The sequence below is a fragment of the Micromonospora phaseoli genome, assembly GCF_900109115.1.
Taxonomy (GTDB): domain Bacteria; phylum Actinomycetota; class Actinomycetes; order Mycobacteriales; family Micromonosporaceae; genus Micromonospora; species Micromonospora phaseoli.
This window is the reverse complement of the sequence record NZ_FNYV01000007.1, coordinates 14,445-31,058: the sequence shown is the minus strand read 5'-3', so window position 1 is coordinate 31,058 and position 16,614 is coordinate 14,445. Positions and strand designations below refer to the sequence as shown.

Annotated in this window: 14 protein-coding genes and 3 tRNA genes; 8 read left to right on the top strand and 9 right to left on the bottom strand. The window is 70.8% G+C overall.

Going from position 1 to position 16,614, the window contains the following annotated elements; translation table 11 throughout:
• Positions 1-3 precede the first annotated feature (3 nt).
• Complete coding sequence (locus BMY89_RS18345) at positions 4-981, bottom strand: NAD(P)H-quinone oxidoreductase (RefSeq protein WP_092381247.1); 978 nt, start codon at positions 979-981, stop codon at positions 4-6.
• Positions 982-1,128: 147 nt separating this feature from the next.
• Here BMY89_RS18345 and BMY89_RS18340 point away from each other — a divergent pair.
• Positions 1,129-1,215, top strand: a tRNA-Ser gene (locus BMY89_RS18340).
• A 1-nt stretch (position 1,216) separates the two neighbouring features.
• Here BMY89_RS18340 and BMY89_RS30445 read toward each other — a convergent pair.
• Positions 1,217-1,372 carry a hypothetical protein gene (locus tag BMY89_RS30445; RefSeq protein ID WP_170147729.1) on the bottom strand — a complete coding sequence of 52 codons (156 nt, stop codon included), beginning with the start codon at positions 1,370-1,372 and terminating at the stop codon, positions 1,217-1,219.
• A gap of 122 nt (positions 1,373-1,494) precedes the next feature.
• On the opposite strand from BMY89_RS30445, the gene BMY89_RS18335 reads away from it, so the two are divergent.
• Entirely contained in the window at positions 1,495-2,028 is a 534-nt protein-coding gene (locus BMY89_RS18335; protein ID WP_092381246.1) for a YbhB/YbcL family Raf kinase inhibitor-like protein, read from the top strand.
• Positions 2,029-2,151: 123 nt separating this feature from the next.
• On the opposite strand, the gene BMY89_RS18330 is transcribed toward BMY89_RS18335, so the two are convergent.
• Entirely contained in the window at positions 2,152-2,856 is a 705-nt protein-coding gene (locus tag BMY89_RS18330; protein WP_092381245.1) for a class I SAM-dependent methyltransferase, read from the bottom strand.
• Positions 2,857-3,068: 212 nt separating this feature from the next.
• Between BMY89_RS18330 and BMY89_RS18325 the strand changes: the two genes are divergently transcribed.
• Positions 3,069-4,880: a DUF6311 domain-containing protein gene (locus BMY89_RS18325; RefSeq protein WP_092381244.1), complete on the top strand. Its 1,812-nt coding sequence runs from the start codon at positions 3,069-3,071 to the stop codon at positions 4,878-4,880.
• A gap of 16 nt (positions 4,881-4,896) precedes the next feature.
• Here the strand turns inward: BMY89_RS18325 and BMY89_RS18320 are convergent, their stop codons facing one another.
• Positions 4,897-5,619, bottom strand: a complete 723-nt coding sequence (locus BMY89_RS18320) for a hypothetical protein (RefSeq protein WP_111313847.1) — start codon at positions 5,617-5,619, stop codon at positions 4,897-4,899.
• 357 nt (positions 5,620-5,976) lie between these two features.
• On the opposite strand from BMY89_RS18320, the gene BMY89_RS18315 reads away from it, so the two are divergent.
• A complete protein-coding gene (locus BMY89_RS18315; RefSeq protein WP_092381243.1) occupies positions 5,977-7,491 on the top strand; it encodes a peptide deformylase in 1,515 nt (504 codons plus the stop codon).
• Positions 7,492-7,637: 146 nt separating this feature from the next.
• On the opposite strand, the gene BMY89_RS18310 is transcribed toward BMY89_RS18315, so the two are convergent.
• Positions 7,638-8,759, bottom strand: a complete 1,122-nt coding sequence (locus BMY89_RS18310; protein WP_092381242.1) for a globin domain-containing protein — start codon at positions 8,757-8,759, stop codon at positions 7,638-7,640.
• Positions 8,760-8,912: 153 nt separating this feature from the next.
• On the opposite strand from BMY89_RS18310, the gene BMY89_RS18305 reads away from it, so the two are divergent.
• Complete coding sequence (locus BMY89_RS18305) at positions 8,913-9,683, top strand: CPBP family intramembrane glutamic endopeptidase (protein ID WP_092381241.1); 771 nt, start codon at positions 8,913-8,915, stop codon at positions 9,681-9,683.
• Here BMY89_RS18305 and BMY89_RS30990 read toward each other — a convergent pair.
• Positions 9,644-11,053, bottom strand: coding sequence for a hypothetical protein (locus BMY89_RS30990; protein ID WP_232521417.1), 1,410 nt, complete (start codon positions 11,051-11,053; stop codon positions 9,644-9,646). The two genes, BMY89_RS18305 and BMY89_RS30990, sit on opposite strands and share 40 nt — an antisense overlap.
• Positions 11,054-11,197: 144 nt before the next feature.
• Here BMY89_RS30990 and BMY89_RS18295 point away from each other — a divergent pair.
• Both BMY89_RS18295 and BMY89_RS18290 read left to right on the top strand, forming a co-directional pair.
• Positions 11,198-11,288: transfer RNA gene (locus BMY89_RS18295), tRNA-Ser, on the top strand.
• Positions 11,289-11,322: 34 nt separating this feature from the next.
• A tRNA-Arg gene (locus BMY89_RS18290) sits at positions 11,323-11,395 on the top strand.
• A gap of 916 nt (positions 11,396-12,311) precedes the next feature.
• On the opposite strand, the gene BMY89_RS18280 is transcribed toward BMY89_RS18290, so the two are convergent.
• Positions 12,312-13,322 carry a hemolysin family protein gene (locus tag BMY89_RS18280; protein WP_092381239.1) on the bottom strand — a complete coding sequence of 337 codons (1,011 nt, stop codon included), beginning with the start codon at positions 13,320-13,322 and terminating at the stop codon, positions 12,312-12,314.
• Positions 13,322-14,635, bottom strand: a complete 1,314-nt coding sequence (locus BMY89_RS18275; protein WP_232521416.1) for a hemolysin family protein — start codon at positions 14,633-14,635, stop codon at positions 13,322-13,324. Before BMY89_RS18275 ends, BMY89_RS18280 begins: the two co-directional genes overlap by 1 nt.
• A 465-nt stretch (positions 14,636-15,100) precedes the next feature.
• On the opposite strand from BMY89_RS18275, the gene BMY89_RS31360 reads away from it, so the two are divergent.
• Entirely contained in the window at positions 15,101-15,571 is a 471-nt protein-coding gene (locus BMY89_RS31360) for an Atu4866 domain-containing protein (RefSeq protein WP_092381519.1), read from the top strand.
• Positions 15,572-15,573: 2 nt separating this feature from the next.
• Here BMY89_RS31360 and BMY89_RS18265 read toward each other — a convergent pair whose 3' ends face one another.
• Positions 15,574-16,401, bottom strand: a complete 828-nt coding sequence (locus BMY89_RS18265) for a helix-turn-helix domain-containing protein (protein ID WP_092381237.1) — start codon at positions 16,399-16,401, stop codon at positions 15,574-15,576.
• Between the last annotated feature and the right edge of the window lie 213 nt (positions 16,402-16,614).

Below are 16,614 nucleotides of genomic sequence, written 5' to 3'. Positions count from 1 at the left end.
GGCTCAGCCGACGGTGAGCAGCACCTTGCCGACGTGCTCGTTCGACTCGACCAGCCGGTGCGCGTCGGCCGCCTCCGTGATCGGCAGTCGCCGGTCGACGACCGGGCGTACCCGGCCCGCCTCGACCAGCGGCCAGACCTGGTCGCGTACCCCTCGGACGATGGCGGCCTTCTGGTCCAGCGGGCGGGAGCGCAGCGCGGTGGCCGCGACGGTGCCCCGCTTGGCCAGCAGCGCGCCGAGATCCAGCTCGCCCCTGCGCCCGCCCTGCATGCCGATCACCACCAGCCGCCCGTCGGTGGCCAGCGCGGCGACGTTCCGGCCGAGGTACGACGCGCCCATGATGTCGAGGACGACGTCCGCACCCCGGCCGCCGGTGACCCGGCGGACCTCCTCGACGAAATCCTGGTCCCGGTAGTCGACCAGCAGGTCGGCGCCCAGCTCGCGCAGCCGGTCATGCTTCGTGACCCGGGCGGTCGCCACCACTCTCGCACCGAGCGCGGCCCCGAGCTGGATCGCGAAGGTGCCGATGCCGCTGCCACCTCCGTGCACCAGCAACGTCTCGCCCGTCGTCAGACCGGCCACCCGCACCACGTTCGACCAGACCGTGCACGCCACCTCGGGCAACGCGGCGGCGTCGACCAGGTCGACCCCGGCCGGCACCGGCAGCAGTTGCCCGACCGGCACGGCCACCCGCTCGGCGTACCCGCCGCCGGCCAGCAGCGCGCAGACCTGGTCACCGACCCGGACGTCGGCCACGTCGGGACCGATCGCGCTCACCACCCCCGAACATTCCAGCCCGGGGTACGCGGGCGCACCCGGCGGCGGAGGGTAATGCCCCTGCCGTTGCAGCAGGTCGGCCCGGTTGACCGCGGTGGCCCGCACGTCGACGACCACCTCACCCGGGCCGGCCTGCGGCTCGGGCACCTCGCTCCAGGTGAGCACGTCGGGTCCACCGGGCTCCGGAATGGTGATCGCACGCATGGCCCAGTCATACCCGATCCGCCGCCCCGTCCACGTTCCGGGCCACGACACCACGGAGCGTGAGTGACCCGGGTGCGGCCGGGTGGCTCGTCGCTCGCCGCCGCGCGGGCCGTGGCAGACTATGCACGGCCGCGCTCGCGCGGTCCAGGAGGGTTCGCCTAGTGGCCGATGGCGCTGGTCTTGAAAACCGGTAAGGCAGCAATGTCTTCGTGGGTTCGAATCCCACACCCTCCGCTCACTTCTCCGGCGGTGGCTCCCGCCGAGCCTCGCGGATCTTCTCCTCGGCCAGCCGGTCCAGTGCTCGGCGGCGCTCGTCGCGCAGGGCCTGTTCGTCGCGCCGTCGGGCGGCGTCGACCAGGGCGGTGATGAAGTCGCGCCACACCACGGCCAAGGACCTCCTTCGGCGAAGCGAGTGTGTCATGCCGGACACGGCGCGGGTTTTCTCGAATGCCGCCGCGTCACAGGGTATGAAAGGTGCGCAGAACACCACTTCCACCGGAAGGACCTGTGTCGATGAATCTGGAACGACCCATCGCCCCGGACCCGTACGAGCTGCTGCCGACCGTCGCCAAGTTCACACTGGTCAGTGACGACGTGCAGAACGGTGAGCCGATGGAGGCGGCCCACGCGCACGGCAGCACCGGGGGCGACAACGTCTCGCCGCACCTGGCCTGGTCTGGTTTCCCGGCGGAGACCAAGGGATTCGTGGTGACCTGCTTCGACCCGGACGCGCCGACCGGCAGCGGGTTCTGGCACTGGGTGCTGGTGAACCTGCCGGCCGAGGTGACGGAGCTGCCGCGCGGCGTCTCCGGCGACGAGCTGCATGGCGCGTTCACCGTCCGTAATGACTACGGCGAGCACGGTTTCGGCGGTGCCGCCCCGCCGGCCGGTGATCGGCCGCACCGGTACGTCTTCGCGGTGCATGCCCTCGACGTGGAGCGTCTCGACGTCACGCCGGACGCGACTCCCGCCTATGTGGGCTTCAACCTCGCCTTCCACACCCTGGCGAGGGCCACCATCCGCCCCACCTACCAGGTCGCCGCCTGACCCGGCCCCAGCCCTCACCCGTTTGATCATGAGATTGGTGGGCGGTTTGCTCTTCGAGAGCGCCGCCAACCTCATGATCAAACGGGTGGAGGGCGGGGGAATGGGGGTGGAGGGTGGAGGGGGTCAGACGCGGGCGACGGCGAAGACGGACTGGCCGAACGGTGGGAGGACGACCTGCTCGGCGGCCTTGGTCGCGGGCAGGACCAGCGTGTCGTAGACCTTCACCATCGGGCCCTCCTTCGGCATCAGCCGGAAGACCTTGGTGGCCATGAAGTAGCCGATCAACCCGAGCGCGTTGGCGTAGTGGATTTTCTCCACCCGCAGGCCCGCCTCGGTCATCGCTGCGGCCAGGGTCTTCTTCGTGTAGCGGCGCACGTGGCCGGTGGCGATGTCCGCCGGGCTCATTGCGAACTGGAACGCCGGCACGATGATGACCACGGCGCCGCCCGGCCGGACCAGCTGGCCCATGCTGCGCAGTGCGCCGACGTGATCCTCGATGTGCTCCAGCACGTTGTACGACACCGCGGCGCTGTAGTCACCCTGCTCCGAGTTGGGCAGCAGCATCTGGCGTACGTCGATGGCCGGTCGGTCGGCGAGGCGCTCCTTGAGCGCCACCAGCCGGTCCGGGTCGGCCTCGGTGGCGGTGAACCGAGGGAAGTGCTCGCTCCACTCCAGCGCGTAGTCGCCGAGGCCGCTGCCGATCTCGATGGGATCGTCGCCCAGGTAGGGCACGGCCAGCTCGACGAACCAGCGCCGGTGGTTGACCGCAGTGGCGAGGCCCTCCAGGACCTCGGACTGCACGCGCTGATCCCCAGTGATTTCTGCCATGCGTCGATTCCTCACGATACGACTCGACCCGCGCCGGGACCGACTGAGTGAACCATCCGCCCGGACGGCGGGGAAATCGGGGCCCGCGGTGGCCGAATAACGGTCGGGGGTTAGGTGCACGATCGGTGGTGGTCAGCGAACCCGGCAGATACTACGCCAGCAGTCCGAACCCCGCACGGCGGCGGCAGATGCCGACTACGCTCTGAATTGCCATGACTACTCCTGATTCGGGCCGACCTGTGGAGGAGTCCGAGGTCGGAGAGTCGGGGCGTGGTGGCGAAAATCCCAGGTCGGGGCGGTGGAGGGACGCCGCCGCCGTGCTGAGCTTCGCCCTGCTGGGCTTCTGGGTCACCGCGCGGATGTGGTGGAATCCGGCAGACGGAATTCGGGACAATCGGACTGATATGGCGCAGTTCGAATGGATGATGGCGCACGGCGCCCGAGTGGTGAGTGAATTCGCCTACCCCTTCTCGTCGGACCGGATGAACGTGCCGGAATCAGTCAACTTAATGGCAAATACTTCGGTTTTGTCCGTTTCATTGCCAATGACGCCGATCACGCTGCTCTTCGGCACCCGGGCCGCATTCCTGATCTTCCTCACCTTCGGGATGATCGCTACCGCCACCGCCTGGTACTTCGTGCTGTCCCGGGTGCTCGTCGGCTCACGCGGGCCGGCCTGGCTGGGCGCGACGTTCTGCGCGTACGCGCCGGCCATGGTCTCGCACGCCAACGCCCACCCGAACATCGTGTCGCAGTTCGTGGTGCCACTGATCATCTGGCGTACCCTCCGGCTCGCCGAACCCGGTCGCTGGCTGCGCAACGGCATCCTGCTCGCCCTGGTGATCGTCTGGCAGGCATTCCTCAACCTGGAGATCCTGCTGATGACCGCGATCGGCCTCGGGGTGGTGGTCGTCGCGCTCGCGATCGGCCGGCCCGAGCTGCGCAGGTCGGCCCGACCGTTCCTGGCCGGGCTCGGCGTAGCCGCCGCAGTCTCCGCCGTGCTGCTGGCGTACCCGCTCTACGTGCAGTTCTTCGGTCCCGGCGCCTACAACGGGCTGTCCTGGCTGATCCGGGGCTACTCCACCGACCTGGCCTCGTTCGTCGCGTACGCCCGCGAATCGCTGGCGGGCGACGCGCGCAGCGCCGCCGGACTGGCCAAGAACCCGACCGAGGAGAACGCCTTCTTCGGCTGGCCGCTGGTGATCCTGGTGGCGGCGTTGGTGTGGTGGCTTCGGCGCGACGTGGTGGTGATCGGGCTGGCCGTGCTGGGCCTGCTCTTCGCCCTGCTCTCCCTCGGCCGGGAGATCCGCTTCGACCGCCGGGAAACCGGCATCCCCGGGCCGTGGGCGGCGCTGGAGGATCTACCGCTACTGCACTCGGTGGTGCCGACCCGCTGGGCGCTGGCCATCACCCCGATCATCGGGCTGCTGCTCGCCTACGGCGCCGCACGGGTCCGTGAGCTGGCCACCGACTACCCGGACCGGCGGTCGCAGATCCGCTTCGCCACGGCGACCGTGTTGGCGATGGCGCTGGTCCCGGTGCTGCCCACCCCGCTGCCGACCAAACGTCTCGAACCGACGCCCGAGTTCGTCACCTCCGGTGCCTGGCGTCCCTATCTGGCCGGCGGGCGCGCCGTGGTGACCCTGCCGCTGCCCGACACCGAGTACGCCGACCCGCTGCGCTGGTCAGCGCAGACCCGGCTGGAGATGCCGATCGCCCGCGGATACTTCCTCGGGCCGGACACCCGGCCGGGCCGGGACCGGATCGCCCTGTTCACCGCGCCGCCGCGCGCCACCAGCAGCTTCTTCGGCACCATCCGCCGCACCGGAGAGGTGCCGCCGGTCACCGCGCAGGCCCGCCGTGAGGCGGTGCAGGACCTGCGGTACTGGCGGGCCGGTGTGGTGATCCTCGGACCGCACGAGCACGCCGACGCGCTGCGAACCGGGATGACCGAGCTGACCGACATCGAGCCGACGTACATCGGCGGCGTCTGGGTCTGGGACGTCCGGTCGCTGACCGACTGAACGGCGACCGGGCCGGTCAGTCGGTGCGGATGCAGCAGCCCTGGCAGACCTTCGGCTTGGGCAGGGTGAAGGCCAGGCAGCAGGTGCGCCGCTGCACGGTCGGCTCGCCGTTCGCGCCGGGAACCAGCTCCACCAGGTCGGCCAGGTCGAGCGTGTCGAGCAGGGTGTCGATCGCCTCGACCGCCGAGCCGGGCAACCCGTCGGCGGCCCGCAGCAGCGCGTACCCGATGCCGGCGGCCACCGAACCGAGCAGGGTGCGGGTGCCGATCCGGACCTCGCCCTGGATCGCGGTGATCATCGGGGACAGGTGTCCGTCGAGCAGCGTGGCGCGCAGCGCCGCGAGCAGTTCCCGCTCGTCGGCCACCACCCGGACCTGGGGCAACCCGGCGAGCGCCAGCGGATCGTTGGGCAGCACCGCGACCGGGATCGACTCGCGCAGGCCGAGCGTCACCAGGGTCCGCCGGTCCGCGAAGTGGATCAAGGTGGCGGCGTGGTCGAGCAGCGGCACCCGCCGGGCGGCGGCCCAGCCGAGCACCACCGGCAGCGCCGCCCAGTAGCTGTACGCCTTCCAGGCCAGCGCGGCGGAGGCGTGTGGAGTGCCGCCCCAGAGGCGGACGGCCGAGTCGAGCAGCTCGGGCAGTCGGGTGCCGCCGGTCAGTGAGGTCGCCGGGGACCAGCCCGCCTCGTCGGTGACCATCAGCCCCGGTGCCAGCCCGGGCAGGTCATCGGTGCCGAACATGGTCCGCAGGGTCGCGGTGACCGGAGCGAGGGGAGCGGCAGCCGGATCGTGGAGGGGCAGCACCGCTGTCACCTGATCCACCCCCGTGTCGTCCGTTCCGTCCGTGCCCGAAGCCCCTGTGGCTCGACTAAGGCTAGCCTAACCACAGTTCTCGGCGCAGGGGAACCCTCAGTGGGGTGGAGGCGAGCGATTCGGATCGCTCGGGGGGTGAAAACTACTCACGGTGTCGGATTGGGGACTCCGGGCAGTATCGGCAGAATTCATTGAACAGTCAAGGTTCTTGTCGACAAGGTGCCAGTTGTGTGCGTGTCCGGCGACTCAACGTGAAACTTGGTACTCCCGGCCACGAGGAAGCTGATGACGACCTCACCGCTCGATCGGGCTGCCGACTCCTTTGCCGCCGAACTCGCCCGGCACCGCACGGAGCGGGGGCTGTCCAAGAAGCAGCTAGCCACCCTGATGGGTTTCGATCCGTCGTACGTCAGCCACGTCGAGGGTCGGCGGCACCGGCCCACCGAAGACTTCGCGCGCCGCGCCGAGGCCGTCCTGGAGGCCAGCGGCGCGATCTGGCAGCGCTTCCGGGAGTACGACGACCTGCGCCACGCCCGCAGCGAACGCCACCACCGCGACCTCGTCCTGCCCGGCCAGTGGATGCCGCCCGGCACCGGACTCATCGTCGAACGCGAGACGGCCGTCCTCACCCACACCGAGGACGCGTACCACTGCGTCATCCGTCGCGAGCTGTACAACGCCGGGACCGAGCCGGTCACCCGCTACCTGATCCGGGTCGCCGTGGACCGCTACCCCAACGACCCCGGCCGGTCCAACCGGCACCATCGGGAACACCCGCTCACCTTCGCGGAGCTGCAACTGCGTGCCTACCGGGAAGAGTCCGGCGAACGAGAGGCCATGCACTGGCGGGCCAAGCACGACCGGGACGCGTTCAAGGAACTCTGGCTGCTCTTCGAGAACGCCGAGCGGCGCTTCCCGCTCTACCCGGGCCGCCGCGCCACCATCGAGTACGCGTACACGGTGGGGCAGGACAAGTGGGGCCCGTGGTTCCAGCGCGCCGTCCGGGTACCGACCCGTCACCTCGCCGTACGCCTGGACCTGCCGGCCGCGAGCGACCCGCAGGTCTGGGGCGCGGAGACCTCGCTCTCGGCGGAGGAGGGCCCGCTGCGCACGGCGGTGACCCGGCGCGACGAGGGCGACCGGGCGATCTTCGACTGGGCGACCGACGACCCGCCGCTGAACGCCCGGTACCGGCTGCTGTGGCGGTTTCGGGCGCAGCAGGAGCCCGAACCGGACGGCGGCCGGGTCCGGCCCTCCGACCGGATGCGTGGGCTCGGCATCGTCCAGCGCGGGGTCGACCTGCTCCGGCAGCCGGCCCGCCCGTTCGACCTGCCGCGCGAGGAACGGGTCGCCCGGGAGATCGTCGACCGGCTGGTCACGGCGCTGGCCCGACTGGACGAGCTGCACCCGTTCACCAAGGGAGTGGGCATCGCCGCCCCCCAGCTCGACATCGGCCGTGCCGTGGCGGTGGTCCGCCCGCCCGATCGGACGGTCGAGCCGGTCGTGCTGCTCAACCCCCGGGTGGTCGACGCCGCACCGCACACCGACGAACAGTACGAGGGTTGCCTCTCCTTCTTCGACCACCGGGGGCTGGTGCCGAGACCGCTGCGGCTGGACGTGGAGCACGCGCAGTTCGACGGCGGCCGACTCATCACGTCGTTCGAGTTCGGCATGGCCCGGCTGGTGGCGCACGAGATCGACCACCTGGACGGCAAGCTCTACGTCGACCGGATGGCGCCCGGAGTGCCGCTGGTACCGATCGAGGAGTACCGCGAATCCGGTCACCCCTGGCGCTACTGACCAGGGCGCGACCCCGCCCGTCCGGTGGGAACGAGGGCCGGACGGGCGAGGTGGCGCGGGGCGGTGCCGGTCCGCCCGATTGGGGGACCGGGGCGCGTGCCCCAGGGGGCAGGGGCACGCGCCCCGGTTCGGGGGGAGTAAAGCCTTCAGAGGTTGCCGAACGTGTCGTACCGGGTGTGCTGCGGCGGCACGTCGTCCGCGGCGAGCACCCGCAACGTCGAGCGGACCATGGCGGCGGAACCGGAGACGTAGCAGTCGTGCGTCGTCCACGGCCCGTACCGGGCCACCACGTCCGAGATGTCGCCCTGCTCGCCGTCGAAGTCCGGGTCGTCGCTGCACGCGGCCGTCACCGACAACCACGGATGAGCCGCGACCAGCTCCCGCAACCGGTCGAGACCGTAGAGGTCCGCCTCGGTGCGGGCCCCGTAGAAGACGTGCACCCAGCGCGCCCGGTTGTAGCCGGCCAACTCCTCGACCAGTGCCTTGACCGGGGCCAGTCCGACGCCACCGGCGACGCAGAGGATGTCGCGCTCCGAGGAGCGGTCCAACGTCATGGAACCCATCGGAGCGGCCACCCGCAGCAGGTCACCCGGCTTGACCCGGCGAACCAGCGCGCCGGAGACCCAACCGGCGGCCTCGGCCGGCGTGCGGACGTGGAACTCCAGCACGTTGTCGTCGTTCGGGGCATTGGCCACCGAGTACGTCCGCCACACCCGGGGGTGATGGCGGGGCACCTCGACGCTGACGTACTGGCCCGCCTTCCAGGACAGCGGATACTGCAGGGCCCGGCAGGTGAAGACGGCGGTGTCCGGGCCGTGCCGCTCGTGAGTCAACACCTCGGCGTGCCAGAACGGCGGGTCGCCGTCCGCCGCCGCGCCGGCCAGCATCTTCTCGGCGATCGCCGCGTACGCGTCCCGCCACGCCTGGTCGTACTCCAGGTTCCAGCCGTCCCCGGCGGTGCTGCGCAACGCGTCCAGCAGCGCGACACCCATCGTGTCGAAGTGCGCCGCCTCGACGTGGTACTTGCGGTGGTCCCGGCCGAGCGCGCGGAGGAACTCGTCGAAGCCCTCCGGATCGTCCACCGTGTGGATCGCCGCGATGATCGCTTCGAGCAGCCGGTCGCCCTGGCCGGCCATCTGGACCGGGAAGAGCTTGCGCAGCTCGGGGTCGAGGAGGAACAGCCGGGCGTAGAAGTGGTCGCTCAACCGGACCCGCTCCTGTTCGACCAGGGTCCAGCTCTCCTTCAGCAGCCGCGCGAAGTTGTCCACCGGGGGCGCTCCTTCTTCTGACGGCGGATCGGGCCCCCATAGAATCTCCACGGAGCGTGTGTGACGGTCGCACAGAATGTGCGACCGCATCATGAGACCCGCTCTGGTGGCACCCGGCTGCCGTCGGCGTCTCCGGTCGGGCAGAGTGGTCCGGTGACCGTTGAGCTCACCCGACCGGTGTCCCGCCGGACGCTCGGCACCGAGACCATGCTGGTGCTCGGCCTCTCCCTCGGCCAGTCAGCCGTCTACGCCACGGTGTCGATCATCGCCAAGCTGACCGCCGAAGGTGGGCTGTCGAAACAGACCGCCGCACTGAACACCTCCGCGTCGGCCCGCCCCTACCTCGACCTGACGTACCAGCTGCTCGGCATCGTGTTCGCGCTGCTGCCGGTGCTGCTCGCCGTACACCTGCTGGCGCGCGACCCCGGCGACCCGGCGCGGACGCTCGGCCTGGACGCCCGCCGACCCTGGGTAGACCTCGCCCAGGGCGCCGGACTGGCGGCGCTGATCGGCCTGCCCGGCCTGGCGCTCTTCTGGACCGCGGCGCAGCTCGGCATCAACGCGACCCTGGTCCCGGCCGCCCTGCCGGACCTGTGGTGGACGGTGCCGGTGCTGATCCTCGCCGCCTTCCAGAACTCGATCCTGGAGGAGGTGATCGTCGTCGGCTACCTGATGACCCGCCTGCGCCAACTCCACTGGCGGCTCGGCGCGATCGTCGCGACCAGCGCGCTGCTGCGCGCCTCGTACCACCTCTACCAGGGCTTCGGCGCATTCATCGGCAACGCCGTCATGGGCGTCGTGTTCAGCCTCTGGTACCTACGCACCCGCCGGGTGATGCCGCTGATCGTGGCGCACGCCCTGCTCGACATCTTCGCCTTCGTCGGCTACAGCCTGCTGCCCAAGGAGTGGTTCGACTGGCTCTGACGGTAGAGGGCGATGGCGCGGGCTGCGAGGCGCTGAGCCGCCATCGTGTCGCCGGCCGCCGCAGTCAGCGCCGCAGCCCCCGGCAGTAGCCGGGACACCAGCCGCAGAGCCAACCAGCCACCCGCCTGCGCGGCCAGCGGCGCGGCCAGTCGCCAGGCAGCCTCGGCCACCCTCGGCCCCGGTTGCTCACCCGGCCCGTCCGCCGCCCGGGCCGCCGCCAGCGCCGCGACCGCGCTCGCCCTGTCCGGATGCACCTGGGTCAGCACCAGCAACTCCGCCGCCCGATCCGGGTGCGCCGGGTCACGGTCGTACGCCGCCGCCAGGTGCAGCACCAGGTTCGCCTGCGACCAGAGCACCGCCGTCAGCTCGACCGCCGGCGCGAAGACCCCGGCGAGCGCGGCGGTCGCCCCGCCGATCCCGGCCTGCCGGACGAACCGCCGGCTGGCCAGCCGGGCCAGCCCGGCACTGTCCGCCTCCGGGTACGCCTGCCGCAGCCGCCGAGCCCACTGCGCCGCGCCCGGACCGAGCGCCTCGACCGCCGTAAGCGCCAGCAGCTCCGGAGCGAACCCCGGGTGATCGAGCACTCGCGCCACGAGCATCCGCAGCTCCGATTCGGGCGTACGACCCGAAGCGTCCGCCCCGCCGTCGCCGGTGACCGGATCCGGTGCGGTTGGTGGTGCGATCGGTGGGGCGGCGATGGCCGGTGGCGCGGTCGGCGGCGTGCCGATGGCCGGTGGTGCCGGGACGGTGGGCGCGGGATGGGCGGAAACCTCGCTGGCCACCGCCGGGGCGGCCTTCTTCGTGACCTTCTTCGCGGCCTTGGCCGGCGCAGCCTTCTTCGGGGTCGCTGTTGCCGGGGCGATGTCGGCCGCAGTGCTCTCCGCGGTGGCCGCTGCTGTCGGTGCGGTCTTCCTGGTCGCCTTCCGGGGCGTCGTCACCTTCTTCGCGACGACCTTCCGCCGGGTCGCGGGGACCGGGTCCGCAGCGGCATCCGACCCGTCGGTGCCGGTTCCCGGCGCGTCCGGCCGGCCGTCGCCACCGCGACGCGGCACTACCGTCGACGGCACGGCGCCGGTCGCGTCGCCGGTCGGCGACGCGACCGCGAAGGGTGGCGTCGGGGTCGCCGGCGGCACGGCCGCCCCCGGCCGGGGCTGGCGTGGCAGCGGCTGCTCCGCAGCGGGTGGCGGCTGGAAGATCACGTTCGGGGCGGCCTTCGCCCGCCGGGTACGCGGTCCGGCGGTGTCGTCCTGCTCCTCCAGAGCCGGCGGCGCGGGCGTCGGTGGCGGCGTGAAGGTGGCCTTCGGAGAGCGCCGACGGGCTCCCTCGGCAGGCTCGCGACGGGTTGGCTCGCTGGACGGCTGCTCCTGCATGTCGATGGAGCGTAGTCCTGATCACGGCGACGCACAGCGGAGGAACGTCACCAGGCCACCGGCGGACGGCTCGTTCCGGTAGTCGCTTTGCTCACGGCCGGGCGGGGCCTGTATCCTCGGGCGCGGTGGTCTGCGGGCCACCAGGGAGACTTCGCCTAGTCTGGTCTATGGCGCCGCACTGCTAATGCGGTTGGGGTCTTAAAGCCCCTCCCGGGTTCGAATCCCGGAGTCTCCGCGCGAAAGCCGGTGTGTAGACTGGCCGAGCACCAGCGCCCGTAGCTCAACGGATAGAGCATCTGACTACGGATCAGAAGGTTAGGGGTTCGAATCCCTTCGGGCGCACAAGATCAACAGGGGTCTGACCTGCCGGACTGGCAGTCAGGCCCCTTCGTCGTTCCGTCCCTTGTGGTCGGTTGGGTGCTCGGTGGGTGCTCGTGCGACGAGGTGCGGGGTTTCCGGGAGGGGCTATTCGTTGGGGCCCATGGTGGCGATGAGGACGAGGAACACGAGGAAGCCTGCTGTCAGCCCGAGGACGCCGCCCGCCAACGCCTGGCCCGGGTTGGTTGCTTGGCCCTTCTCCGTACGGCCTAACCCTAGCAGTCCCAAGACGATGGCCAACACAGCTGCGGGAGCAGCGATGAACTCACCAATCACTGGTACGCAGGCGAATGCCAGGGCGGTCGCACCCACGATCAGAGCTGTAGCCCCCAGCCCGTTACGAGGCTGCGGCGCCACCGGACCCTCCTCCGCCACGCTCGTACTCCCGAAAGAAGTCACTACCGGTGACGCGGCCCGCGCCAGCAGCGGACGCAGCGACATGATGGGCCTTTCGTCTGCGGATCAGCGTAGCGGACACCAGCGGCTGCCCCCTCCACCATCGGCAGCCGCCGCAGGCTACCCGTGGCGGCTGAACCCAGGGGTCGTGCCAGCCACCGCACGACCTCAGGACCCGGACCCGCGGCGGACAACCGCCGTCCTGGCCGACTGAGTTCTGACCCCGACCACCGCCTTTTGTCGCGATCCGCACAGCAGTCATTGTCGGGGTGGACACGCCCCGCGTCGTAGGCGAATACGATGGCGGCGGCTCAGCCTCCCAGCAGTGACCCAACCTGGGAACGGCACAGGCTGCGGACCGCATCCCGCTGAGCCTCAGCAGGGACCTCAGCACGCGCCCAACAGCGTCCTCCTGCGGAGGTCCGCATCTGCCCAGCGCCCCCAGCGCCCCCGGTGCCCGTTCGCGCACAGGGTGGGTGGAGGGTCAGCGGGCCACGGCGGGGGTGCGGAGCAGCCGCTCGACCACGTCGGTCAGGGTGGCCACCGCCGGGCCGGCCGGGGTGGTGACCACCACGAGGTGGTGGCGGGTGGTCCGCATGATGGCCAGGGCCTCGTAGACGAGCGTCGAGTCGTCGAGCACGAGCACGTCGCGCATGACCTCGCCGACAATTTGGTCGTCCGGCTGGTCCATGGTGTCGCGGACGTGGACCACGCCGACGGCCGCGCCGTCGCGCAGGACGACCACCCGTAGGTGGCCCGAGTCGCGGGCCACCTCGCGGAGTTTGAGCACCGTTTCTGCCGCCCCCACTGCGGTCAGCCCGCGTTCCGGACCGGTGAGGTCGGCCAGGGTGAGCTGGTCGAGGTCGAGGGCATCGGTGAGTTGCATGGAGTACGACGCGTCGAGCGCGCCGACGTTGGCCGAGTGCTCGACCAGGTGGCGCAGGTCGGCGGCGTTCCGGCCGGTGGCGATGGTGTCCCGTGGCTCGACGTCGACCCGGCGCAGGCACCAGTTGGCGCTGGCGTTGAGGGCACGCAGCATCGGGCGGGTGAACCACATGAAGGCGCGCATCGGGATCGCCAGGGCGATGGCGGTCTTCTCCGGGTGGGCGATGGCGTACGACTTCGGGGCCATCTCCCCGATGACCAGGTGCAGGAAGGTGACGACCAGCAACGCCAGTGCGAAACCGGCCGCGTCGGCCGTCCAGCCGGGTGCACCCCAGGACAGGAATATCGGAGTCAGCGCATAGTTGACGGCCGGTTTGGTGACCGCGCCGAGCCCGAGCGCGCAGGCGGTGATACCGAGCTGGCAACCGGCCAGCAGCACGGTCAGCTCGTCGAAGCTGCGCACCGCCGCCCGGGCCGACCGGCTGTGCTCGGAACGCGCGTTGAGGCGGTGCCGGCGGGCTGCCAGCAGCGCGAACTCGGCGGCCACGAAGAAGGCGCTGAGCACGATCAGCGCAACGGTGACGGCCACCACCACCCACGGGTTACCCATCAGCGGTTCTCCTCCGTTCGCAGCAGAACCAGCGACGGGACGTGCCGCTCCAACTCCATAACCTCAAGTGCCAGGGCGACCTCGCCGAGACTCAGCCGGGCCACCGCGCCGGGGGCGGGCAGCTCGCCGAGCAGTTCGATGACCAGGCCGGCGAGGGTTTCGCTGTCCGATTCGGGCAGGTCATGCCCGATGGTGCGCTCGACCTCGTCCAGCGGCAGCGTGCCGACCAGTTCCCAGGTGCCGTCCGCCGCGGTAGGCCCGGCCGGCGACGTGGGTGCCGTGGCGTCGTCGTGCTCGTCCTCGATCTCCCCCACCAGTTCCTCGGCAAGGTCCTCCGAGGTCACCACACCGGCCAGACCGCCGTGCTCGTCGAGCACACAAGCGAGCTGGGCTCTCCGCTCGGCGAGGGTCTGCACCACCCGGGGAAGTGGCATCGAGGTCGGGACCAGCACCGGCGTGCGCATGATGTCCGCCACCGTGCCGGCACCGCCACGGTCGACGGCGAGCAGGTCGGCAAGGTGCACCACCCCGATTACGTCGTCGCGGTCGTCGAGCACCGGGTAGCGCGAGTGGCCACCCGCCATCTTGATCCAGAGTTCCTTGGTGGTCAGGCCGGGCTCCACGACATCCACCCGGGCCCGCGGGACCATCGCGTGGGCGGCGTCGCGGTCCGGGAAGTCGAGCACTCGGTCGAGCAGCATCCACAGCTCGGCGGGCAGGTCACCGGAGTCGCGGGAATCACTGACGATGTATTCGAGGTCGCGGCGGCTGGCGGCGTGTTCCACGTCGTGCACCGGCTCCATGCCGAACAGACGCAGCAGGGCGTTGGAGGACCTGTCGAAGAAGGCGATCAGCCACCCGAACACCCGCAGGTAGACCTTGGTGGATCTGGCCAGCCAGACGGCCACCGGCTCGGGCCGCGAGATGGCGAGATTCTTGGGGAACAGCTCACCGAACAGCATCTGCACGAACGTCGAGAGCAGTAGCGCGGCCACCGTGCCGATGGCGATGCCGACGCCGGTCGGGACGCCGACGCCGCCGAGGGCGGTGCCAACCGACTCACCGATCAGCGGTTCGGCGACATAGCCCACCAACAGGGCGGTGACGGTGATCCCGAGCTGGGCGCCGGACAGCATGAACGAGGTTCGCCGGGTCACGTCCAGCGCTCGCCCGGCGGCTGCGTCACCCGCTGCGGCGCGGGCCTTGAGCCGCGACCGATCGACGGCCATGTACGCGAACTCCTGCGCCACGAAGTAGCCGGTAGCCGCAGTGATCGCCAACACCACCAACAGCCCCAGAAGGAGACTCAGCACCCACACAGGGCGACGCTCCTAACGCGGGTGGCACCAGGCGAATCAGGCCCGCAGCGGCGGGCCCATGGTCTCGGACGTTGGCCGTCGCCCATCGGGTCTTGCTCCTCCTCGTGCCTGCAGTGATCGGAGTGTGGCACGGCTTCCTGGAAGCAGCCTGGCAATTCCGCTTCCTGCTGATCCTGGCCCCTCTTCCTGGTCTTCACCGGGATCCGAAACGTTTTCCGCGACGCGTTTGGCGTGCCGACCCCAACGCCTGGATGGAGATCATCCCGGCGCTGCTGCCACACCTGTTGGGCCTGCGCTTGGAAGCGCTTGCGGCACCCGGGGATATGGCTGGCCACGCCGGGCGGCGGCTCCCCGAAGCAGCGGAGAGTTGCGGAGGTGTTGGAACGGGCGGACGAGCTGCGCCTTCCTGGGAGTGCTGGGGCCAGGCTGTCAGCGGACGGAAAACCTAACGTGGTCGCCATGGCGAATCCGAAAGCGCGTGCACGACTGAGAAGCCGGCCGTACCTCGGGACCCTGCTCGGGGCGTACGTCGTTCTGTTGCTCGCCGGGTGTTCCGCTGGGTCGGGTAGCGGCGCTGGTGCTGACGGCACCGCGCCGGAGTCGCCGCCTCCCGCGACGGGCGCACCGGCTCCGACCGCACGGACCGGGGCCGGTGAGGCGTCGCCGCATCCGTACGTCGGGATGTGGGTGACGGCCGACGGCCACATCCGGCAGGAGCTGCTGGCGGACGGCCGCTACGACGAGGCCCGCGGCGAGCGGGAGAGCGCCTACACGGGTTCATACCAGGTCGACGGGACCAGGATCGAGTATGTCGACGATACCGGCTTCAGCGCGGACGGCACCTTCGACGGGGACGTTCTGCACCACGGGGGATACGTCTTCTACCGCGAGGGCAGCGAGGCGCACCGACAAGCCACCGGGGCGGGCTGATCTCAGCGGAGCCAGCTGCTGGCGGCCAGGGTGCCGAGCAGTCGTAGCGCCTCGGCGCTGCGGCTGTGCGGCTCCGCCCGGTACACGATCAACTGCTGGCCGGGCGCGTCCCGCACGTCGAATGCGTGGTACGACAACGTCAACTCGCCCACCGCGCCGTGCCGGAACGTCTTCGCCTCGTGCGTCTTGCCCTGCACGTCGTGCCGCTCCCACAGCCGGCGGAATTCCGGGCTCGCCGTGCCCACCTCGTCGACCAGTTCCCGTGCCTGCCGATCGTGTGGGTCGTGGCCGAGGGCCAGGCGGAGGTTCGCCACGCACGTCTCGGCGGCGCGTCGCCAGTCGGCGAAGAACGTCGCGCCGGCCGGATCCAGGAAAGTCATCCGGACGAGGTTGTCCGCCTCGGCGAAGTCCGCATAGAACGCGTCGGCCAGCGCGTTGCCGGCCAGCAGGTTGAGTCGCCGGTCGATGACCACGGCTGGGGTGTCCGGCCAGGCGTCGAGCAACTCCCGCAGGCGCTGCCCGACCTGCGGTCGAGCCGGGGTCCGCGCGCCGCCAGGCGAGAGCCCGGCCAACCGGAAGAGGTGGTCGTGGGCGTCCGGCCCGAGGTCGAGCGCCCGGGCCACGGCGGCCAACACCGACGTCGACGGGTTGCGCTCGCGGCCCTGCTCCAGCCGGGTGTAGTAGTCGACGCTCACCCCGGCCAACACCGCGACCTCCTCGCGACGCAGCCCCGCGACGCGCCGGGTGCCACTGGACACCAGGCCGACGTCGCCCGGCGTCAACCGAGCCCGCCGTGCGGTGAGGAACGCCCCGAGCGCGGTGGTCGGCATGCCACAAACGGTAACCGCGCGGGCTTCGACCAGGCAGGGTGCGCCGCACCCTGGTTGGTCCCGGCCTGGCTGCCGGCTCCGTCGCCCGCAACGGTGAGAGCACAAACCCAAACCCCAGGAGGTACGCCATGAGCAGCGCGATGCTCGACGAGGCGGTACTGGGCGGAGATCACCGCAGACACCGGTGATCGGCGCCGGCCACTGATGTTCGTC